The organism is Thauera carbonicopians (assembly GCF_025699485.1).
Lineage (GTDB): Bacteria > Pseudomonadota > Gammaproteobacteria > Burkholderiales > Rhodocyclaceae > Thauera.
This window is the reverse complement of record NZ_JANUXN010000013.1, coordinates 100951-121571: the sequence shown is the minus strand read 5'-3', so window position 1 is coordinate 121571 and position 20621 is coordinate 100951. Positions and strand designations below refer to the sequence as shown.

Sequence of the window (20621 nt, the reverse complement as noted above, 5' to 3'; positions counted from 1 at the left end):
AGCCCGAAGTGCCGATGATGGAAGCTGCGTAAAACAACACCGGCCCGGGGCCGGTGTCAGGGGAATACTTGATCTGTACAGCCTGATCGAGTGCCGAATCATTCGCTATCCAGTGTCTTGTGGCTTATGGCTTCATTGATCGATTCGATGACGATAGCGCGTACCTGCCTGCCGGCCGCCGCATCGCAGAATCTTATCTTGGCGATGTTTTCATTGATGCTTGACTGTATGACGATGCAGCAATCCTCTTGACTGGAGCATCTGTCATCAACCAGGAACATCCCGCTGAAGTTCTTGTAGAAAGAATTCCATTTTTCAGAACCGTCGTGTTTTCCGCCCAATCTGCTGTGTGCATCAAGGTATATGTCTCTGAATTCTTCTTTTGGAACATCCCGATAGTGTCGATTGTGTTCATCGACAGTTGTGCAATCCCTCAACTCCAGGAGCCAGGCCATCTCTTTTCCTCCTCATCGACACGGTGCGAGTCGATCGATCGCGCAGCGCAGTTCCACGGCACTGGCCGGGAGGGAACGGGCGGCGGCGCACGGCATGGAGTGACTGCGTTCTCCCGTGTCCGTGTAGAAGAAAGTACCACCTGGCCGTCGATGTGCCGCATAACAACTACGGTTATGCCGCGGTGGTGGCCGGTGGCCCGGGGCATTCTTCCGACGGGTAGCGGGCGTGCGGGTAGACTGATCGTATGGATTGGCAGGCGATCAGGTGGGCTTGCCAAGCGCTGCGGAAGGCCGAGGCAGGACGAGAACTTCACCATCCGCCATCGCGCCTTCCCCCGGGCAAGGCGCGGTTCGCCGCCACGGCAGTGCATGGCGGGGCGGGCCTTGTCAGGCGCGGTCGTCGGGCCGCTGCACCGTCTTGCCGCCCTGCCCCAGCAGATTGCCGAGCAGTTCCACCGGCACCGGGAACACGATCGTCGAATTGTGCTCGCCGGCCACCTGCGTCAGCGTCTGCAGGTAGCGCAACTGCATCGCGGCCGGTTCGCGCGACAGCATCCCGGCCGCTTCACTCAGCGTCTGCGCCGCCTGCTTTTCGCCTTCGGCATGGATCACCTTGGCCCGCCGCTCGCGTTCGGCCTCGGCCTGGCGGGCGATGGCGCGGACCATGCTGTCGTTGAGATCGATGTGCTTGATCTCGACGTTGGTCACCTTGATGCCCCAGGAGTCGGTCTGGGCGTCGAGTATCTGCTGCACGTCGAGATTCAGGCGCTCGCGTTCGGCCAGCATCTCGTCCAGCTCGTGCTTGCCGAGCACCGCGCGCAGCGTCGTCTGCGCGAGCTGGCTGGTGGCGACGAGGTAGTTCTCGACCTGGATGATCGCCTTCTGCGGATCGACCACGCGGAAGAACACGATGGCATTGACCTTGACCGAAACGTTGTCGCGCGAGATCACGTCCTGCGCCGGCACGTCCATGGTCACCACGCGCAGGTCCACCTTGACCATCTGCTGCAGGCCGGGAATCACGATCACCAGGCCGGGGCCCTTCACTTTCCAGAAGCGGCCGAGCAGGAAGATCACACCGCGCTCGTACTCGCGCAGGATCTTGATCGAAGTGGCGAGCACGAACAGCAGCAGGATGATGAGGGGAGCGAACCCCAGTTGAAGGTCGATCATGGCGTTTTACTCCTCGCATCGATGGAAACAGGTTCGGGGGCTACTTCCAGGGTCAGGCCGTCGAGGCGGACGACATGCACCCTGGCGCCGGCCGCCAGCGGCGCTTCGCTGCGCGCCCGCCAGCTCTCTCCATGTACCGTCACCCACCAGTCGCCGCCGCCGGCCGGACCGAGCACCGTGCCGACGGCACCGGCCATTTCCTCGCGCCCGCTGACCACCGGCCGCTTGAAGCTGCGCGCGGCGAAACTGCCGATCGCCAGCAGGATCGCCGCGCTGGCCAGCGCCAGGCCGACGAGCAGCGGCAGCGGCACGCCGAAGCCGGGCGCTTCGGCATCCATCAGGAACAGGCCGCCGACGACGAAGGCGATCACGCCGCCGATGCCGAAGGCGCCGAAGCTCGGCAGGAAGGCTTCGGCCAGCATCAGCCCGGCACCCACTGCGATCAGCGCCACGCCGGCCCAATTCACCGGCAACAACTGGAAGGCATAGAGCGCGATTAGCAGCGAGATCGCGCCGGCCACGCCGGGCACGCCGAAGCCGGGCGAAGTGGCTTCGAAGAACAGGCCGTAGATGCCGATCATCATCAGGATCAGTGCCACCTGCGGATGGGCGAGCACGGCCAGCACGCGATTGCGCAGGTCCGCCTCGTGGCGCTCGATCACCGCGTTGCGCGTCGCCAGCGTGACGGTGCCGCTGCCGAGCCTGAGCTCACGGCCATCGAGGCGGGCCAGCAGATCGGGCAGATCCGCGGCGACCAGATCGATCACGCCCTGCTGCAAGGCCTCGTCCGCCGACAGGCTGGCCGCCTCGCGTACCGCCCGCTCGGCGAAGTCGGCATCGCGCCCGCGCAGTTGCGCCAGGCTGCGGATGTAGGCGGCGGCATCGGCCACCGACTTCGCGCTCATCGCATCGCCGCCGGCCAATGGCCTCCGCGCCGGCGCAGCACCGGCTTCATCGTCCTTGCCGGCCGGCTTGGCGGCATCCGCTCCGGAGTCCGATTCGGCACCCGCTTCGGTGTCCGGCGGCCTCGGCTGCGCACCGCCGATGCCGATCGCCACCGGTGTGGCCGCACCGAGGTTGGTCGCCGGCGCCATCGCCGCCACATGGCTGGCATAGAGGATGTAAGTGCCTGCGCTTGCGGCCCGGGCACCTTCGGGCGCGACGAAGGTCGCCACCGGCACCGGCGAGGCCAGAATGTCCTTGATGATCAGGCGCATCGAAGTATCGAGCCCGCCGGGGGTGTCCATCTCGATCACCGCCAGCTCCGCTCCCTGCTCGGCCGCGCGTGCCAGCCCACGGTGCAGATAGTCGGCAGTGGCCGGACCGATCACGCCATCCACACGCAGCACGACCACCCGCTTGTCCTGGCCGCTGGCCACGGCACCGCCGAGAGCGATCACGAGCGCAGCCAGCAATCCCCACATCAGCCATCCGAACGATGAAACCCTGGGTTCCCGCATGCCATGACCTCCGCCGGTGTCCTTGCATGTCCGTGCCTATTCGAAAGGCAGGGCGGCACCAAAGTTCAAGCATCTGCGAACGATCGCACCGCTGCATGCCGGCCGGGCTTGCGCACGGGCGTGCTTGTCATGTCCGGCGCCGATCGGCAAGATTGTGCCCCCAAGCCCCGCAACCGGGCGAAACCAGGCTCCAGGACGCCATGCCCCAGTTCGAACAACACCCCCTGCGCTGGAGTCTCAGCGGCGAGATCCATGCCCGGCCGCCGGTTGCGCTGGACACGCCGGCCTTCGTCACCTATCTCGCCTTCACCCACCACGAAGGCAGCGCCGAACGCGAAGCCGGCCACCTGCGGGCACTGGCCGAACAGCTCGCCCTGCCCATGCCCGACCCCGGCTCCGGCCACATCGAATTGAGCGTCGGCGCACAGGGCACGGGCGGCTTCCGCCTGAAATGGGAACGGCACAACGAGTTTTCGAGCTACTGCTTCTTCCGCCGCATCGATCCGGCCGCAACCGGCAACGGCGATTACGCGCTGCTGAACGTACCCACCGCCTGGCTCGACGCGATCCCCGGCCAGTTGATCGCGGCCACGCACATCGAGATACGCCGGGCTGCCGACCTGCCCCTGGAGACCGTACTGCAGCAACAGTCGCCCCACGGCCATCCCCTGGTCGCCTCGAAAATCGCCGGCGGCGCCGGCTGGGTGCTGACCGACTTCCACCTGCACGACGGGTTTTCGCATTTCCTCGTGCTGGACGATCACCTCACCCCGCGCCAGGCCGGCCGCATCGCCCAGCGCCTGGTGGAAATCGAAACCTACCGCGTGATGGCCCTGCTCGCCTTCCCTGTCGCCAAGGAGGTCGGCCGCCTGGTGTCGCGGGCCGAAGACGAACTGGCGGACCTGATGGACGGCATGAGCCAGGCACGCAATGCCGAGGATGACCGTTCGATCCTCAGCCGCCTGTCGCGGCTGGCCGCCGAAGTCGAGCGCTCGGTAGCGCGTACCACGTTCCGCTTCGGCGCCGCGGCGGCCTATTACCGGCTGGTGCGCCAGCGCATCGAGGATCTGCGCGAGGAACGCCTGCCCAGCCTGTCGCCGATCAGCGAGTTCATGGACCGCCGCCTGGTGCCGGCAATCGATACCTGTAGCACCATCTCCCGCCGGCTGGACGACCTGTCGGCACGGATCGCACGCAACTCGCAACTGCTGCGCACGCGGGTGGACATCGAGCTGGAACGCCAGAACCAGGAACTGCTGGCGCAGATGAACCGCCGCGCCAAGATCCAGCTCCACCTGCAGGAAACGGTGGAAGGCCTGTCGGTGGTGGCGATCACCTACTATGCCTCGCAACTGGTGAACTACGTCGCCAAGGGCGCCAAGGACCTGATCACCCCGCTCACGCCGGAAATCCTCACCGCGATCTCCATTCCGGTGATCGCCGGCTTCGTCTTCATGGGCCTGCGCCGCATGCGCAAGGCGCTCGCCAAGGAAGAAGGCAGCGGCGGGCACTGAGCACGGCCGCACATCCGCCTGCGCTATCCATTCCGTTCAATACCGCGGACGACAGTTGCTCCGCCACCATGCGCAGCCTCCATGTATCCGGAGGCGCGCGCATGGGCCTTGCGCTCATCCCTCCCATGCCCGCGTTCGCCGCGGTGATGGCACAACTCCCGCAGCTGACCGCACTGCCGCACTGGAGCGGCATCACTTTCCTGCTCTACCTGAGCTGGCAACTCGCGAGGAACGACGGCAGGCTGGCCGAGCGCGGCACCTCAGCCCCGGCGCCCCCGACCGCGGGCAGGCCAGCACCAGCAAGCCGAACGCTGCGGACAACGGCGCGAGCGATCCAGGCTCGGGCACGGCACCGGCCGGCAGCGGAACGGAGTCTGCCCGGCCCCGGGGCCGGATTTGCCGGGTGACGCCGATCACGTCCTCCCGCATCGCCCACGACGGCGCGCAGCGAACGGCACTCCCCTATAATTCCCGCTTTGCCAGCAAGCGAGGCCAGACCGTGGCGACTCCCCTCTTCGAAACTTCCATCACCAGCCTGCCGCTGCTCGGCCGCGGCAAGGTGCGCGACATCTACGCCATCGACGACGACAAGCTGTTGATCGTCACCAGCGATCGCCTGTCGGCCTTCGACGTGATCCTGCCCGACCCGATCCCGGACAAGGGCCGCGTGCTGGTGGCGCTGGCCAACTTCTGGTTCGAACGGCTCGGCCACATCCTGCCCAACCAGCTCACCGGCATCGACCCCGAGACCGTGGTCGCCGCCGACGAGCGCGACCAGGTGCGCGACCGCGCGCTGGTGGTCAAGCGCCTGAAGCCGCTGCCGATCGAGGCCGTGGTGCGCGGCTACGTGATCGGCTCCGGCTGGAAGGACTACCAGGCCACCGGCACCATCTGCGGCATCGCCCTGCCCCCCGGCCTGCAGCAGGCGGCGAAGCTGCCGGCGCCGATCTTCACGCCCTCGTCCAAGGCCGAGATGGGCGAGCACGACGAGAACATCTCCTTCGAGCAGGCCCAGCAACGCTGCGACACGATGCTGAAGGACGCGCTCGCCAGCACCGGCAAGACCGGCGCCCAGCTCGCCGAAGAGGCCCGCAAGGCCGCGATCGCGCTGTACTCGGAAGCGGCCAGCTATGCCGCCGGCCGCGGCATCATCATCGCCGACACCAAGTTCGAGTTCGGCATCGACGACGCCGGCACGCTGCACCTGATCGACGAGGCGCTGACGCCGGACTCCTCGCGCTTCTGGCCGGCCAACAGCTACCGCGAAGGCATCAGCCCGCCCTCCTTCGACAAGCAGTACGTGCGCGACTACCTGGAAACGCTCGACTGGAACAAGACCGCGCCCGGCCCGAGGCTGCCGGCCGACGTCATCGAGCATACGGCGGACAAGTACCGCGACGCCTACCAGCGCCTGACGGGCTACAAGCTCGACTGATGCTCGCCGGCGCCGATGCCCGGCCGGCAGGCAGGCAGGCAGGTATCGGCGCTGCCACAGGCAACGCAAACGACTCGCATTTCCGAACTCGCGGTTTTTTTCCTGGTCTCAGAGGCAGCCCGACACCGTCGTGCACGGCATGGCGGTGTGGTGTGTTCGACCCACGTCAAATCACCGGAGGTTGCCATGGACAAGCCGCTCAGCTCGCTGGAACAGCATTTCCACCTTCCCCGCATACGCGAAGTCGATGCATCACGTCCCTTCCATTGGCTGCGCATGGGCTGGAGCGACATGCGCGCGAACCTGGGCGCCAGCCTTGCCTACGGCTTCATTCTCGCCGCGATCGGCTATGCCATCCTGTCCTACGCCGCGACCGCGCCCTATCTGTTTACCGCGGCAATCTCGGGCTTTCTGCTGATCGGCCCGATCGCGGCGGCGGGGCTGTACGAGATATCCCGCCGTCACGAACGCGGTGAGCCCGTCTCGCTGGCCGGCTCTCTGCGCGGCCTGTGGCAGCACGCCGACGGCATGGCCTATTTCGGCGCCTTCCTCGCCATCACCCTGATCGGCTGGGAACGCATGTCGGCCATCCTGTTCGCGCTGTTTTACGGCGGCAACCTACCCGAAGTGACGAACTTCTTCGGCGACGTCTTCCTGTCCGGCGACCACCTCTCCTTCGTCCTGGCCTACATGGTGGCGGGCGGCGTGCTGGCAGCCGTGGTGTTCGCGCTGTCGGCGATCGCGATTCCGATGATGATGGACCGCGACACCGACGCGATCACCGCAGCCATGACCAGCCTGCGCGCGGTGGCCGTCAACCTCGGCGCCATGGCGCTGTGGGCAGCGCTGATCGTCGTGCTGGTCGCGCTCGGCTTCGCCACGATGATGATCGGCATGATCATCCTGCTGCCGCTGCTCGGCCATGCCACCTGGCATGCCTATCGCGACATGGTCGGCTGACTGCCATATCGGCAATACCCTCACGGGCGCCGGCCGCGGCGCCCGTGACATTTTGCGGCACAATAGCCCGCCCTGGCCAGCAACCCACAACCGCCACCGAGATTCAGCCCAATGAACGATGCCGTCGCCAATCCCCTGCTCGACTTTTCCGGCATGCCGCGCTTTGCCGACATCAAGCCGGAACACGTCAAACCCGCCATCGAGCACCTGATCGATGAGAACCGCCGCCTGATCGAGCGCCTCACCGGCGACCCGGCGACACCGACCTGGGACGGCTTCGTCGGCCCGATGGACGAAGCCGGCGAACGCCTGGGCCGTGCCTGGGGCGTGGTCGGCCACCTGCACAGCGTGTTCGACGTGCCCGAATGGCGCGAAGCCTACAACGCCATGCTGCCGGACATCTCGCGCTTCTATGCCGAAGTCGGCCAGAACCTGGCCTTGTTCGAGAAATACAAGGCACTGCGCAACAGCCCGGAATTCGCCACCTTGTCGCCGGTGCGCCAGCTCATCCTCGAACACGGCCTGCGCGACTTCCGCCTGTCCGGCGCCGAACTGCCGGACGAACAGAAGCCGCGCTTCCAGGAGATTCAGGAAGAACAGTCGCAGCTCGCGGCGAAGTTCTCCGAGAACCTGCTCGACGCCACCAACGCCCACGCGGAGTGGATCGACGACGAAAGCCAGCTCGCCGGCATTCCCGACGATGCGCGCGAAGCCGCCCGCGCCACCGCCGAAACCGACGGCAAGCCCGGCTGGAAATTCACGCTGCAGATGCCGTCCTACCTGCCGGTGCTGCAATACGCCGACGACCGCGAGCTGCGCGCGCGCATGTATCGCGCCTACGCCACCCGCGCCTCCGAACTCGGCGATCCCGAACTCGACAACGGTCCGCTGATCGGCCGCATCCTCGCGCTGCGCGACGAAGAAGCGCGCATGCTCGGCTACCGCAACTTCGCCGAAGTGTCGCTGGTGCCGAAGATGGCCGACACGCCCGAACAGGTGCTCGGCTTCCTGCGCGATCTCGCCGCCAAGGCCAAGCCTTTCGCCGAGCGCGATCTGGACGAACTGCGCGCCTTCGCCGCGCAGGAGCTCGGCCTCGCCGACCTGCAGCCCTGGGACGTCGCCTACGCTTCGGAAAAACTGCGCCAGCAGCGCTACGCCTACTCCGACCAGGAAGTGAAGCAGTACTTCCCCGAGCCCAAGGTGCTGGACGGCCTGTTCGGTGTGATCCGCGCCCTGTACCGCGTCGACATCCTGCCCGACGAGGCGCCGGCCTGGGATCCGGACGTGCGCTTCTTCCGCATCGAGAAGGAAGGCGAGCTCCTCGGTCACTTCTACCTCGACCTGCATGCGCGCCCGACCAAGCGCGGCGGCGCCTGGATGGACTCGGCGCGCAGCCGCCATCGCGACACCTGGGGCAGCAGCACGCCGGTCGCCTATCTGGTGTGCAACTTCCCCGGCCCGGTCGGCGGCAAACCGGCCACCTTCACCCACGACGACGTGCTGACCCTGTTCCACGAATGCGGCCACGGCCTGCACCACCTGCTGACCCAGGTGGACGAACTGGCGGTGTCCGGCATCAACGGCGTGGAGTGGGACGCGGTCGAACTGCCCAGCCAGTTCATGGAGAACTTCTGCTGGGAGTGGGACGTGCTGCAAGGCATGACCGCCCATGTCGACAGCGGCGAACCGCTGCCGCGTGCGCTGTACGACAAGATGATCGCGGCGAAGAACTTCCAGAGCGGCATGCAGACCGTGCGCCAGCTCGAATTCTCGATGTTCGACCTGCGCCTGCACAGCGAGCTGGACGCCGCCGCCGGGCCCGTGCCGATCGAGCGCGTGATGGCCCTGCTCGACGAAGTGCGCAAGGAAGTGGCGGTACTGATTCCGCCCGCCTGGCACCGCTTCCCGCACAGCTTCTCGCACATCTTCGCCGGCGGCTACGCGGCGGGCTATTACAGCTACAAGTGGGCGGAAGTGCTGTCGGCCGATGCCTTCGAGGCCTTCGAGGAAGCCGGCACCGGCAAGGGCAGCCTGCTCGACCCCGAAACCGGCGCGCGCTTCTGGCGCGAGATTCTGGCCGTGGGCGGTAGCCGCCCGGCGCTGGAATCCTTCAAGGCTTTCCGCGGCCGCGAGCCGAAAGTCGACGCCCTGCTGCGCCACAGCGGCATGGTGGATGCCTGAATGAAAGCCTGATGGCCGAATGCCGCCGCCCATGACCGGGCGGCGGCATCGGCAACATCAGCCCAGCGCGGTGTCCAGCACCATCATCAGCACGAAGCCGATCATCAGTCCCGCCGTGGCATAAGCCTCGTGCCCCTTGCGGTGTGATTCGGGGATGATCTCGTGGCTGATCACGAACAGCATCGCACCGGCCGCGAAACCCAGCCCCCACGGCAGCAGCGCTGCCGAGTAGCCGACCACCGCGGCGCCCAGTACGGCGCCGACCGGCTCGACCAGGCCGGACGCGATCCCCAGCCCGACCGCGACCGCGCGCCGATAGCCCGCCGCCAACAGCGCGACGGCCACCACCAGCCCTTCCGGCACGTCCTGGATCGCGATGCCCATCGCCAGGGCGTTGGCCCGCATGCCTTCATTGCCGGCGTAACCAACCCCGATCGCCACCCCTTCGGGCAGGTTGTGCAGCGCAATCGCGAAAACGAACAGCCAGGTGCGGCGCAGCTTCTGCGCCACCGCGCCTTCGCGCCCCTTGATGAAGTGTTCGTGCGGCAGCAGGCGATCCATCACCAGCAGCACAACACCGCCCAGCAGAATGGCAATGCCGACGACGGCACCGGCCGCCCATGGCCCGCCGCCGAAGCTGCCGGTGTCCTCCGCCGCCTGCAAGCCCGGAATGACGAGCGAAAACGCGCTGGCTGCCAGCATGACACCGGCACCGAAGCCGAACAGGCTGTCCTGCACGCGATCGGACAGGCGCTGCGAGAACAGCACCGGCAGCGTGCCGAGCGCAGTCGCCAGCGCCGCCACCGAGCCGCCGATCAGCGCGCTCAGCACCACCGGATTGCCCTGGACGAAGCGCCAGCTCTGCACGAGCAGGACGAGCGCGCCCGCCACGTAGATGGCCAGGCCGAGCCATTGCCTCGGCCGCCAGCCGCGCCACCAGGGGGGTGGAGAATCCAGAGTAGGCGTCTCGTCCATATGATGATCGTCCCGCTTATCCCCGCGCCACGGCATGGCGACGGGCAACCTCGGCCCAATCGATGACGTTGTAGAACGCGGCGATGTATTCGGGCCGCCGGTTCTGATACTTAAGATAGTAGGCGTGCTCCCAGACATCCAGCCCGAGGATCGCGGTGTTGCCCGAGCCGATCCCCTTCATCGCCGGATTGTCCTGGTTGGCGCTGCTCTCGACCGCCAGCCTGCCGGCCTCGTCCACCGTCAGCCAGGCCCAGCCGCTGCCGAAGCGGCTCACCGCGGCTTTCGTGAAAGCCTCCCTGAAGGCATCGAAGCCGCCGAGATCGGCATCGATGGCACGCGCCAGATCGCCGTCCGGCTTGCCGCCGCCGGTGGGCGACATCACCGTCCAGAACAGGCTGTGATTGGCGTGCCCGCCGCCGTTGTTGCGCACCGGCGCGCGCAGGGCTTCCGGCAGCGATTCGACCTGCGCGATCAGTTGTTCGATCGGGAGCGCGGCATATTCCGTGCCTTCCAGCGCCGCGTTGAGGTTGTTCACATAGGTCTGGTGGTGCTTGCTGTAATGGATCTCCATCGTCTGCGCATCGATGTGCGGCTCCAGTGCGTCGTAGGCGTAGGGCAAAGCAGGCAGGGTATGGGGCATGTCGATCTACCGGAAAATTGGGGGAACAGGGGGGGAAACAGCTACAGGACGGGGGACGACAGGACCGGCCGCTCATGTGCGCTTGCCCGGTACGTCGTCCGCGAGACTCAGCACCCGCAGCTCCCCGGCACCGATCCTCTGCGCACCAGCGATGTTCGGCACCTCGGCCTGCTCGACGAACACGCAGGTCTTGTTGGTCCGCTTGCAGTAGTCCTGCACCCGCCAGTAGTCGCCGTGGCTCAGGCAGCCGGTCTGGCAGATCACCAGGTCGGCAGCACGCAGGCTCGCTTCCAGCGCCTCGGGGTCCAGCACCGTCCCGGGCGCTGCTGGCTCCTCGGCGACAGTCGACGCATCATTGCCATCCCATTGGCCGACCGCTCTGCCTCGCGGCCTTTTTTCCCACTGCAGGCGTTCGCGCATCAGCACCTGGATGCGCGCGACCAGCGTCTCCACATGGCGCGCCAGCGTGACGCGCTTGGGCAGGCCGGGAATCGCCGCTTCCAGCGCGGCACGATCTTCCCGCTCCCAGGCCAGCGCGGTTTCACGCCTGATGACCTCGGCCTGCAGACGCATCACCTGCGCCTGCAGGCGCTCCAGCTCGCGCGCCTGCGCGTGCAACTGTTCCGTGCAGCGCCGTTGCGTACGGCCATAGTCGTGCATCAGCGCACGATGTTCCTCGGCGAGTTGATCGAAGTCATGGCTGGCGTATTCCATGGTCGGCCTCACAAGTCTTGCGCATACGGAGGATGCGATGATCGGGACGCTTCGTCATGGTGAGTGACAAAGAAGATAAGACGACACTATAAATGAGAATGATTTTTGTTCAAGTAGCAAACAGTAATGATCCTCTCCGGCCATGATCAAATCGCCTGCGGTGCCGCATCTGCCGTGCGAGTTGTGTTATGCGGCAAGTCGTGGCTGAATGGTCTGCTGCCGCGAGGCTGCCGGGATGCTCTCCGCGACTTGCGGCCGCACCGTCACGCTCACACGGAGCCGCCAACGGGCTCCTATCGAAACGAAATACCGATCAGATGAAAATCGTTACGTGGAACGTCAACTCCCTCAAGGTCCGCCTGCCGCAGGTCCTCGACTGGCTGGCTGCCAACACGCCCGACGCGCTGTGCCTGCAGGAACTGAAACTCGAAGACAAGGCCTTTCCCACCGCCGAACTTGAAGCCGCCGGCTACCACGCGGTGTTCATCGGCCAGAAGACCTACAACGGCGTCGCCATCCTCAGCCCGCGGCCGATCGACGAAGCGACGGTGGTGCGCAACATCCCCGGCTTCGAGGACGAGCAGAAACGCATCATCGCCGCCACCATCGATGGCCTGCGGGTGGTCTGCGGTTATTTCCCCAACGGCCAAGCGGTGGGTTCGGACAAGTTCGAATACAAGCTGAAATGGCTGGCCGCGCTGACCGGCTGGCTGCGCGAGGAACTGAAGACGCACGAGCGCCTGGTGCTGGCGGGCGACTTCAACATCGCTCCCGAGGACCGCGACGCCCATCCGGACTGGAAGGACGAGATCCACGTTTCCGTGCCGGAACGCGAGGCCTTCCGCGCCCTGCTCGATCTGGGGCTGGTCGATGCCTTCCGCCTGTTCGAGCAGCCCGAGCGCGCCTTCTCGTGGTGGGACTACCGCATGATGGCTTTCCGGCGCAATTTCGGCCTGCGCATCGATCATCTGCTGGTATCCCCGGCGCTGCGCGAGGCTTGCCGCAGTTGCACGGTGGACAAGGCGCCCCGCCGTCTGGAACGGCCTTCCGACCACGCCCCGGTCGTACTCGAACTTGCTTGAGACCATGGACGCCACCGAAGCCGATCGCCTCTCGGCCTGCTATCCGATCCTGGACAGGCTGTCCGCGGATGCGCGCCTGCGCGTCCTGCGGAGCGCCCGCTGGATGCGTGTTCCGGCCGGCGCGATGCTGTTCGACGACCGCCAGGCCTGCGAAGGCTTTCCCTTCATCGTCGAAGGCTCGGTGCGCGTCAGCAAGTGCGCGCCGAACGGGCGCGAACTGCCGCTGTACCGCGTCGCGCCGGGCGAAACCTGCATCATCTCCTCGTCCTGCCTGCTCGGCCACGAGGACTACAACGCCCGCGGCGTCACCGAAACCGACACGCTGCTGATGCTGCTGCCGAAGACAGTGTTCGACGACATGATGAACGAACGCCCGTTCCGCGACTTCATCTTCCATCTGTTTGCCGAACGCATCGCCGACCTGATGCAGTTGATCGAGGAAGTGGCTTTCCGCAAGCTCGACCAACGCCTGGCCGCCTTGCTGCTGGGCAAGGGCCGCATGCTGCACGTCACCCATCAGCAACTGGCCGATGAACTGGGCAGCGTGCGCGAGATCGTCAGCCGCCTGCTGAAGAGCTTCGCCGACCAGGGCCTGGTGCGGCTGGCGCGCGAACAGGTGGAAATCCTCGATCCGGCGGGTCTGCGCCGGCTGGCGGCCGAGGGCTCGACCAGGGCCTGAGACGGCCGGGCCCCCGACGGTTTCTCCTTGGCCGGCCGCTCTGTAACCGTGGTTACAGACCGCGAATGGAATGGCGTGCTCCAATCGAAGCGCTATCCCATCCTTGCAAGGAGAACATCATGAAGAAGAACGTAGGCGGTATCGACAGGATCCTGCGTATCGTGGCCGGCATCGCGCTGATCGCCTGGGCCCTGATGGGCGGGCCGGTCTGGGCCTGGATCGGCATCGTGCCGCTGGCCACCGGCGCCATGGGCTGGTGCCCGCTCTATCCGCTGCTCGGCCTCAATACCTGCCCGCTGAGCAAGAAGTAAGCTGAGGCGCGACGCGGCAACTCGAACATCTCGGGGCGCCGCGGCAAGAAAAAACGGCAGGCTTCCACCACTGGAGTCCTGCCGTTTTCATTGCTGCCGAAAGACGGCCCATCCAGCCTACGCCAGTTCTGAAGCCCCTGTCCTCATCCCCGCGCGCTGCAGTGATTGGCGATCGCGACGAACTGCGCGACCGACAGTTTCTCGCCGCGCAGGCCGGCATCGATGCCCAGAGCGTCGAAATCGGCATCACCCATGAACTCACGCAGCGTGTTCTTCAGCGTCTTGCGGCGCTGGCCGAAAGCGGCGGTGACGATCTGGCCGAGCAGCGCCTCGTCCTGCGCCCCGAGCTGTTCCCTGGGCAGCGGCGCCATGCGCACGATGCTGGACATAACTTTGGGCGCCGGACGGAAGGCGCCGGGCGGCACGTCGAACATCCTGCCCATGCGGAAGCGGTATTGCAGCATCACCGACAGGCGGCCGTATTCCTCGGTGCCCGGCTCGGCGACCATGCGCATGACGACTTCCTTCTGCAGCATGAAGGTCATGTCCCTGACCTGGTCGGCGAAGTCGGCGAGATGGAACAGGATCGGCGTGGAGATGTTGTACGGCAGGTTGCCGACGATGCGCAGCGAGCGTTCTCCGTCGGTACACAGGCTGCCGAAATCGAACTTCAGCGCATCGCCTTCATGCACCGTGAGCTGGTCCGGCGTATAGCGCTCGTGCAGGCGCGCGATCAGGTCGCGGTCGATCTCGACCACGTGGAGGTGGCCGAGACGCTCGATCAGCGGCGCGGTCATCGCCCCCAGGCCGGGGCCGATCTCGACCATCGTCTCGCCCGCCTGCGGACGGATGGCATCGATGATGCGGCGGATGATGTTGGGGTCGGACAGGAAGTTCTGGCCGAAGCGCTTGCGTGCGCGGTGGCCGTCGGTTTCACGGTCTTGCATCGGGGTCCTCGTCGTCGTGCGCCGGCGCTGCTCAGGCCGCAGCGTGGGCTGCGCGGGCAGCGACCATCGTCGCCGCCAGCTCCAGCGCGGCGAACAGGCTGCCGGGGTCGGCCCGGCCGCTGCCGGCGAGGTCGAGCGCAGTGCCGTGGTCGACCGAGCTGCGAATGATCGGCAGGCCGAGCGTGACATTGACGCCGCCGCCGAAGCTCGCATGCTTCAGCACCGGCAGCCCCTGGTCGTGGTACATCGCCAGCACCGCGTCGCCCTGCGCCAGCGTGTGCGGCACGAACAGCGTATCCGCCGGCAGCGGGCCGACGAGCTGCATGCCTTCGGCGCGCAGCCGCGCCAGCACCGGCTCGATGACGTCGATTTCCTCGCGCCCCATGTGCCCGCCTTCACCCGCATGCGGGTTGAGGCCGGCGACGAGGATGCGCGGCGCGGCAAGGCCGAAGTGGCGCACCAGGTCGGCGTGCAGGATGCGCAGCGTTTCCTCCAGCGCCTGCGGCGTGATCGCCGCCGGCACCCGGGCCAGCGGCAGATGGGTGGTGACGAGCGCGACGCGCAGACCGCCGCCGACCAGCATCATCACCACCCGCGGCGTCTTGGTGTGCTCGGCCAGGTATTCGGTATGGCCGCTGAAAGGCAGCGCCTCGGCCGCACCCAGGTTTTCGCAGATGACGCCCTTATGCACCGGCGCGGTGACCATGGCGGCGAACTCGCCGCTGACACAGCCGGCGATCGCGCGGTCGAGCAGGCCGAGCACGTAGGCGCCATTGGCCGCATCGAGCACGCCGGGGACGGCCGGCCGGGCGAGCGGCACATGCAGCACGTCGATGGTCCCGTCCGGTGCGTCCGACTGCGTGCCGGGCTGCCAGGGCCGGAACGCCGTCGCACTGCCGAAGGCACCGGCACGCTCGCGCAGTAGCTCGAGGTCACCGAGCACGACCGGCCGGACCGGCCATTGACGCTCGGCCAAGCGGGCGCACAGCTCCGGCCCGATGCCGGCCGGCTCGCCGCTGGTGATGGCGACGACCGGCCTGGAAACCCCGGCAGCGCTCACTCGCGGTCCAGGCGCAGATCGACGTAGGTGCTGTCGCGCAACTGGCGCAGCCAGTCGTCGTAGGCCTCGTCGGCCTTGCGTTCGCGCAGCGCGGCGCGGGCGGCATTGCGCTTGCGTTCGTCGGTGACGTCCTGCACGCGGCGCTCGACGACCTGGATCAGATGCCAGCCGAACGGCGACTCCACCGGCATGCTGACTTCACCCGGCTGCAGCGCGTCCATCGCGCGTTCGAATTCGGGTACGGTGTCGCCCGGGTTGAGCCAGCCGAGGTCGCCGCCCTTGGCCGCGGACAGGTCCGCCGAATTGGCCCTGGCCAGTTCGGCGAAGTCGGCGCCATTGACGACGCGCTCGCGGATGCCCATCAGGCGCGCCTCGGCATCGGCGTCGGACAGCACTTCGGAAGTCTTGATCAGGATGTGGCGGGCGCGCGTCTGCTCCATCTGGGCCACGGCGGTGTCGCCGCCACCGCGGCGATCGATCAGGCGCACGATGTGCAGGCCGGAGGCGCTGCGCAGGACGGGCGAAGTCTCGCCGGGGCGCATTTCGCGCACCACGTCGGCGAACAGCGCCGGCAGGCGGTCGAGCGGACGCCAGCCCAGGCTGCCGCCCGACAGGCCATCGGGCGCATCCGACACTTCGGCGGCAACGCGGGCGAAATCCTCGCCCGAGCGCAGACGGGCCATCACGCTTTCGGCGCGCCCGCGCAGCGCTTCGATCTGCTCCGGCGAAGCCTGCTCCGGCACGCGCAGCAGGATGTGGGCGACCTCGAACTCCTCGCCCGAAAAGGCATCCGGATTGCTGGCAAGGAAGTTGTCGATTTCGGCGTCGGTGACGACGATCTTGCTTTCCACCTCGCGCTCGCGCAGCCGGGTCAGCAGAATCTCGGTGCGGATCTCGTCGCGGAAGCGCGACCACGATACGCCGTCCTGCTCCAGCGTCCCGCGCAACTGGTCGATGTTCAACTGGTTGTTCGAGGCGATGCGCTCGATCGCACGCTCCAGCGTGGCGTCATCCACCCGCAGCGAAGTCTCGCGCGCCAGTTGCAGCTGCGCACGCTCGATGATCAGGCGCTCCAGCAACTGCTGCTCCAGCACTTCCCGAGGCGGCAGTTCGACGCCCTGGCGCTGGAGCTGGCGCACGACCTGGTCGACGCGCGACCGCAGTTGCAGCGCGGTGATCACTTCGTCATTGACGACGGCGACGATGCGATCGACCGCCACCGCCTGCGGCGCGGCATGCAGCGGAAAACTCAGGACCAGGCTGGCGATGCCAACGGCGAGCAGCGAACGGGAACGGGACAGGGGACGATTCATGATCATTATCTGATGGGTTGCTCGCGGGGTTTCAATCCATGCCGAACACGCGGTCGGCCGAAGAATCGTTGATCTTGCCATAGCCGGGCACGCTGCGCGTCAGCAGGTTGATCGGATTGGAGCCGATGCCGGCCAGGTCGTTCAGTTCGAGCTGCACGTAGATGGCTTTCGAAACGTCGTCGCGCTCGAGCGCGAAGCGATGCACGGCGACGCGCAGCACCCAGCAGCCGCCGTTGTATTCGAGGCCGCCGATCGCTTCGGTGATGCGGTTGTCGAGCAGCGAATGAGTGACGCGGCCGACGCCGTACCAGCCGCCGCCCAGCGGCCACTGGCCCGACACGTCGATGTCCTCGAGGCCGACCAGATTCTCAGCGATGCGCAGTTCGGGGGCGTAGCGATAGCTGAAATTCAGCACCTTGGCGTAGTCGGGCTGGTAGCGCAGGTTGAAGTTCGCCCGTTCGGTGCGGCTGGTCTCGGTGTTGTACTGCAGGTAGGAGTTCAGCGAGAACTCGCGGGACAGGCGTCCGCCCAGGCCGAGCAGGATTTCGGTGCCGCGGCCGGCGTCGCGCAGTTCGTCCCGATTGAACAGGTAGACGTCCTGGTCGGAGAAGTAATAGCGCTGGCCGACCATCGCGCGCAGGCGCTCGACGCCGGTTTCGGCATCAATGAAGCGCGTCGTCAGCGCGGCGGTGAGGTCGTTGGCGTCGCCGATCCGGTCGCTGCCCGAGTAGCGGTTCTCGGAGAACATCTGGGCGAAGCCGACGTCGAAGCGGCTGCTGTCGAAATTCGGGATGTCCTGCTGGTCCCGCGACGGCACCCTCAGGTAGTACAGGCGCGGCTCCAGCGTCTGCAGATAGCTGCCGCCGAAGATCGTCGTCTCGCGCTCGAAGAACAGCCCGGAGTCCACCGAGAAGATCGGCACCGAACGCGTCATCGAATTGGGCTTGGCGGCGTTCTGCGGCAGCGGCGAACGATCGAGGTCGTAGCTGGTGTAGTGCAGGCCCGCCTTCGGCGTCACGAACCATGCCGCGCCGGTCAAAGGCAGCGAGAGCTGCGGATAGGCGACGAAGCGCGTGCCTTCGTCCTTGTTCTTGTCGGCGTCGGGATGCTCGAACCTGACGAATTCGGTGGTGAGGGCCCCGGTCAGCCCGCCCGGCAGATCGGGACGCTTGCCCTCCACCAGGACCTGCGGCAGCCGGCGATAGGGCGAGACGTTCCTCGATTCCTCGTCCGGGTTCAGGGTCTGGTAACTCTGCGCGCGAACGGTCGCACTCCACCAGTTCGAGCTCCGGTAGGTGAGCTGCCCCTGCCGCAGCAGGTTGATCCGCGAGGCGACGCCGATACGGGACGACAGATCCTCGAAATAACGATCGTCCGACACCGAGTTGAAATCGAGCGAGCCGTACAGGCTCGACGTGATCCGCTGCTGATGCTGGATGGATGCCAGCGTGCGGTCCTCGCCCGTCAGCCTGTCCTTCGGCATCCATTCGACGCGCGACTCGCCCCGGTAGCTTTCGCCCAGGTAGCGGAACTCGCCGCCGAACTGGACGCCGCGCCGGCTCATGAAGCGCGGCGTGATCGTGGCATCGTAGTTGGGCGCGATGTTCCAGTAATACGGCAGCGCGAGATCCACGCCGGTCTTGTTCGACGAACCGAAGGTCGGCGGCAGCAGGCCGGACTGGCGGCGGGCGGTGAGCGGGAACTCCGCCCACGGCATCCAGAAGATCGGCACGTCCTTGAACACGATCGAGGCGTCGCGCGCGGTGCCGACCTCACGGTCGTAGTCCAGGTCGAGCTCGCCCGCGCGGATGTACCAGTCGGGGTCGCGGGCCTCGCAGGTCGACCAGGTCGCGTTCTGCAGGTGGTACTGGTTCTCGCCTTCGAGCCGCAGCAGGTCGGCTTCGCCGCTGCCCGAAACGATGCGTGGCGCTTCGCCGGTGAAGCTGGGCTGGCGCTGACGCGAAATCCGGTAGGCCGGCGACTCGAAGGTACCGGTGCTGTCGCCGATCACCATCGTCGCCCTGGGGCCGGCGATGGTGTCCTCGCCCTGCTGCAGTTCCACGTTGCCTTCGGCCACGGCCTCGTCGATCGGCTCGCGATAGGTGACACGATCGGCGGTGAGGATCATGTCGTCGCGCTGCAACTCGGCCTCGCCATCGGCAACCAGCTCGATGCTGCGCGCGCCGAGGATTCTCAGCGCCTTCACCGAAGTGCTGCCCGCCGGCAGGGCGATTTCCTCTTCGGCCGCGGCTCCGGCAGCCGCCCGCTCCTGCTCCGCTGCTTCAGCATCGGCAGGGGCCGGCTGCAGCGTCGACGAAACGCGCGCCCCGGCCCTTGCTGCAGGGGCGGCCGGTACTGCCGCAGCAGGCCGGGAAGCCGCATTGGCAGCGGATTCGGCCGGCCTAGCCGTCGGACCGGTAGTGGCGCCGGTCGCCGAACCGGCGGGACCAGCAACGGGCTCCGGGCTTCGTACCAGATCGGGCGATACGATCAGCGGCGGCAGGCCGGCCGCGAGCGCCGTGCCGGACAGCCAGCACAGCAGGAAGGGGATCAGACGCATGCGCGTATTCAGAGGCATGAAGGCAAACGCTTTCCATCGTTCGCAGGGCGATCCCCTGTCGCACGACCGTGTTGATAAACTTGCGAATTGTACACGAACGCCCGTGGAGAACTTCCTCTTGCAACGCCTCGAACAACTGCGTGCCTGGCTCGCCGCCACCCTGCCCGGCCAGTCCTTCGATCTCGCACCGGCCTCGGCCGACGCCAGCTTCCGCCGCTACTTCCGCGCCAGCTTCGCCGATGGCAGCCCTTCCCGCATCGTCATGGACGCCCCGCCGGGCAAGGAAGACGTGCGCCCCTGGCTGCAGGTGGCCGAACTGTTCCGCGCCGCAGGCGCCCACGTGCCCGAGGTGCTGGCGCAGGATCTCGAGCAGGGTTTCCTGCTGCTGTCCGATCTCGGCTCGACGACCTACCTGGCCGCGCTGAAGGCGGAGGGGGGAGAAGGCGGCGGCGACCCGCATCGCGCCGCCCATCTGTACGCCGATGCGCTCGGCTCGCTCGCCGCCATCCAGCACGCCAGCCGCCCCGGTGTGCTGCCCGAGTACGACCGTGCCCTGCTGCTGCGCGAGATGATGCTGTTCCCCGAGTGGTACGTCGCCCGCCACAAGGGCGTCACGCTGAGCGAGGCCGAAACGGCACTGCTGAACACCGCCTTCGAACGCATCCTCGCGGTCAACCTGGCCGAGCCCAAGGTCTTCGTGCACCGCGACTACCACTCGCGCAACCTGATGCTGCTCGAAGCCGGCGACGGCCTCGGTACCAACCCCGGCATCATCGACTTCCAGGACGCGGTCCACGGCCCGATCAGCTACGACCTGGTGTCGCTGTTCAAGGACGCCTACATCCGCTGGGACGAGGAGTTCGTCCTCGATCTGCTGATCCGCTACTGGGAAACCGCGAAGAAGCTCGGCCTGCCGGTGCGCGAGGAATTCGCCGACTTCCACCGCGACTTCGAATGGATGGGCGTGCAGCGCCACCTGAAGGTGCTCGGCATCTTCGCCCGCCTCTGCCACCGCGACGGCAAGGACGGCTACCTGGCCGACATGCCGCTGGTGATGGACCATCTGCGCCGCGCCTGCAAGCGCTACCGCGACCTCGGCCCGCTGCTGAAGCTGCTCGACCGCCTCGAACCCGAGGAAACCCGGGTCGGCTACACCTTCTGA

The 20621-nt window shown here is 66.8% G+C and carries 18 protein-coding genes; 8 read left to right on the top strand and 10 right to left on the bottom strand.

Annotated elements, in window-relative coordinates; all coding sequences use genetic code 11:
* Positions 1-98 precede the first annotated feature (98 nt).
* The 3 genes from NX068_RS15615 to NX068_RS15605 all read right to left on the bottom strand — a co-directional run bounded on the left by NX068_RS15615 (position 99) and on the right by NX068_RS15605 (position 3052).
* Positions 99-455, bottom strand: coding sequence for a hypothetical protein (locus NX068_RS15615; RefSeq protein WP_263462176.1), 357 nt, complete (start codon positions 453-455; stop codon positions 99-101).
* A 387-nt stretch (positions 456-842) separates the two neighbouring features.
* Positions 843-1628 (bottom strand): slipin family protein, encoded by a 786-nt coding sequence (locus tag NX068_RS15610; RefSeq protein ID WP_263462175.1) that lies wholly within the window; start codon positions 1626-1628, stop codon positions 843-845.
* A complete protein-coding gene (locus NX068_RS15605; protein WP_263462174.1) occupies positions 1625-3052 on the bottom strand; it encodes an NfeD family protein in 1428 nt (475 codons plus the stop codon). The genes NX068_RS15610 and NX068_RS15605 overlap by 4 nt, the downstream gene beginning before the upstream one ends.
* A 236-nt stretch (positions 3053-3288) precedes the next feature.
* On the opposite strand from NX068_RS15605, the gene NX068_RS15600 reads away from it, so the two are divergent.
* The 4 genes from NX068_RS15600 (at position 3289) to NX068_RS15585 (ending at position 9178) form a co-directional block, all read left to right on the top strand.
* Positions 3289-4602: a DUF3422 family protein gene (locus NX068_RS15600; RefSeq protein ID WP_263462173.1), complete on the top strand. Its 1314-nt coding sequence runs from the start codon at positions 3289-3291 to the stop codon at positions 4600-4602.
* 499 nt (positions 4603-5101) lie between these two features.
* A complete protein-coding gene (locus NX068_RS15595) occupies positions 5102-6037 on the top strand; it encodes a phosphoribosylaminoimidazolesuccinocarboxamide synthase (RefSeq protein ID WP_263462172.1) in 936 nt (311 codons plus the stop codon).
* Between the two features lie 186 nt (positions 6038-6223).
* Positions 6224-6997, top strand: a complete 774-nt coding sequence (locus NX068_RS15590; RefSeq protein WP_263462171.1) for a DUF2189 domain-containing protein — start codon at positions 6224-6226, stop codon at positions 6995-6997.
* 111 nt (positions 6998-7108) lie between these two features.
* Positions 7109-9178, top strand: coding sequence for a M3 family metallopeptidase (locus tag NX068_RS15585; RefSeq protein ID WP_263462170.1), 2070 nt, complete (start codon positions 7109-7111; stop codon positions 9176-9178).
* 57 nt (positions 9179-9235) lie between these two features.
* Here the strand turns inward: NX068_RS15585 and NX068_RS15580 are convergent, their stop codons facing one another.
* The 3 genes from NX068_RS15580 to NX068_RS15570 all read right to left on the bottom strand — a co-directional run bounded on the left by NX068_RS15580 (position 9236) and on the right by NX068_RS15570 (position 11507).
* Positions 9236-10153 (bottom strand): ZIP family metal transporter, encoded by a 918-nt coding sequence (locus NX068_RS15580; protein ID WP_263462169.1) that lies wholly within the window; start codon positions 10151-10153, stop codon positions 9236-9238.
* A 16-nt stretch (positions 10154-10169) separates the two neighbouring features.
* Positions 10170-10793, bottom strand: a complete 624-nt coding sequence (locus NX068_RS15575) for a superoxide dismutase (RefSeq protein ID WP_263462168.1) — start codon at positions 10791-10793, stop codon at positions 10170-10172.
* A 72-nt stretch (positions 10794-10865) separates the two neighbouring features.
* A complete protein-coding gene (locus NX068_RS15570; protein WP_263462167.1) occupies positions 10866-11507 on the bottom strand; it encodes a DUF2325 domain-containing protein in 642 nt (213 codons plus the stop codon).
* A gap of 317 nt (positions 11508-11824) precedes the next feature.
* On the opposite strand from NX068_RS15570, the gene xth reads away from it, so the two are divergent.
* From xth to NX068_RS15555, 3 genes are all read left to right on the top strand, one after another.
* Complete coding sequence (gene xth / locus NX068_RS15565) at positions 11825-12589, top strand: exodeoxyribonuclease III (RefSeq protein WP_263462166.1); 765 nt, start codon at positions 11825-11827, stop codon at positions 12587-12589.
* A gap of 4 nt (positions 12590-12593) precedes the next feature.
* On the top strand, positions 12594-13268 hold the full coding sequence (locus NX068_RS15560; RefSeq protein ID WP_263462165.1) for a Crp/Fnr family transcriptional regulator: 675 nt from the start codon (positions 12594-12596) through the stop codon (positions 13266-13268).
* A gap of 119 nt (positions 13269-13387) precedes the next feature.
* On the top strand, positions 13388-13579 hold the full coding sequence (locus NX068_RS15555) for a YgaP family membrane protein (RefSeq protein WP_263462164.1): 192 nt from the start codon (positions 13388-13390) through the stop codon (positions 13577-13579).
* Between the two features lie 143 nt (positions 13580-13722).
* Here the strand turns inward: NX068_RS15555 and rsmA are convergent, their stop codons facing one another.
* From rsmA to NX068_RS15535, 4 genes are read right to left on the bottom strand one after another with little or no spacing between them, the layout of a single operon-like run.
* The gene (gene rsmA / locus NX068_RS15550) at positions 13723-14526 is read right to left on the bottom strand and encodes a 16S rRNA (adenine(1518)-N(6)/adenine(1519)-N(6))-dimethyltransferase RsmA (protein WP_263462163.1); all 804 of its coding nucleotides are present in this window, start codon (positions 14524-14526) and stop codon (positions 13723-13725) included.
* Positions 14527-14557: 31 nt separating this feature from the next.
* Entirely contained in the window at positions 14558-15586 is a 1029-nt protein-coding gene (gene pdxA, locus NX068_RS15545) for a 4-hydroxythreonine-4-phosphate dehydrogenase PdxA (protein ID WP_263462162.1), read from the bottom strand.
* The gene (locus NX068_RS15540; protein ID WP_263462161.1) at positions 15583-16899 is read right to left on the bottom strand and encodes a peptidylprolyl isomerase; all 1317 of its coding nucleotides are present in this window, start codon (positions 16897-16899) and stop codon (positions 15583-15585) included. Before NX068_RS15540 ends, pdxA begins: the two co-directional genes overlap by 4 nt.
* A 31-nt stretch (positions 16900-16930) precedes the next feature.
* Positions 16931-19459, bottom strand: coding sequence for an LPS-assembly protein LptD (locus NX068_RS15535; protein ID WP_263462160.1), 2529 nt, complete (start codon positions 19457-19459; stop codon positions 16931-16933).
* Positions 19460-19577: 118 nt separating this feature from the next.
* Between NX068_RS15535 and NX068_RS15530 the strand changes: the two genes are divergently transcribed.
* On the top strand, positions 19578-20621 hold the full coding sequence (locus NX068_RS15530) for an aminoglycoside phosphotransferase family protein (protein WP_263462159.1): 1044 nt from the start codon (positions 19578-19580) through the stop codon (positions 20619-20621).

What these genes read in the sequence shown, in the direction of transcription:
- NX068_RS15610 (WP_263462175.1), bottom strand. Translation starts at nt 1,628, where the DNA reads ATGATCGACCTTCAACTGGGGTTCGCTCCCCTCATCATCCTGCTGCTG.
- NX068_RS15575 (WP_263462168.1), bottom strand. Translation starts at nt 10,793, where the DNA reads ATGCCCCATACCCTGCCTGCTTTGCCCTACGCCTACGACGCACTGGAG.
- xth (WP_263462166.1), top strand. Translation starts at nt 11,825, where the DNA reads ATGAAAATCGTTACGTGGAACGTCAACTCCCTCAAGGTCCGCCTGCCG.
- NX068_RS15580 (WP_263462169.1), bottom strand. Translation starts at nt 10,153, where the DNA reads ATGGACGAGACGCCTACTCTGGATTCTCCACCCCCCTGGTGGCGCGGC.
- NX068_RS15540 (WP_263462161.1), bottom strand. Translation starts at nt 16,899, where the DNA reads ATGAATCGTCCCCTGTCCCGTTCCCGTTCGCTGCTCGCCGTTGGCATC.
- NX068_RS15600 (WP_263462173.1), top strand. Translation starts at nt 3,289, where the DNA reads ATGCCCCAGTTCGAACAACACCCCCTGCGCTGGAGTCTCAGCGGCGAG.
- NX068_RS15560 (WP_263462165.1), top strand. Translation starts at nt 12,594, where the DNA reads ATGGACGCCACCGAAGCCGATCGCCTCTCGGCCTGCTATCCGATCCTG.
- rsmA (WP_263462163.1), bottom strand. Translation starts at nt 14,526, where the DNA reads ATGCAAGACCGTGAAACCGACGGCCACCGCGCACGCAAGCGCTTCGGC.
- NX068_RS15590 (WP_263462171.1), top strand. Translation starts at nt 6,224, where the DNA reads ATGGACAAGCCGCTCAGCTCGCTGGAACAGCATTTCCACCTTCCCCGC.
- NX068_RS15555 (WP_263462164.1), top strand. Translation starts at nt 13,388, where the DNA reads ATGAAGAAGAACGTAGGCGGTATCGACAGGATCCTGCGTATCGTGGCC.
- NX068_RS15535 (WP_263462160.1), bottom strand. Translation starts at nt 19,459, where the DNA reads ATGCGTCTGATCCCCTTCCTGCTGTGCTGGCTGTCCGGCACGGCGCTC.
- NX068_RS15570 (WP_263462167.1), bottom strand. Translation starts at nt 11,507, where the DNA reads ATGGAATACGCCAGCCATGACTTCGATCAACTCGCCGAGGAACATCGT.
- NX068_RS15615 (WP_263462176.1), bottom strand. Translation starts at nt 455, where the DNA reads ATGGCCTGGCTCCTGGAGTTGAGGGATTGCACAACTGTCGATGAACAC.
- NX068_RS15585 (WP_263462170.1), top strand. Translation starts at nt 7,109, where the DNA reads ATGAACGATGCCGTCGCCAATCCCCTGCTCGACTTTTCCGGCATGCCG.
- NX068_RS15605 (WP_263462174.1), bottom strand. Translation starts at nt 3,052, where the DNA reads ATGTGGGGATTGCTGGCTGCGCTCGTGATCGCTCTCGGCGGTGCCGTG.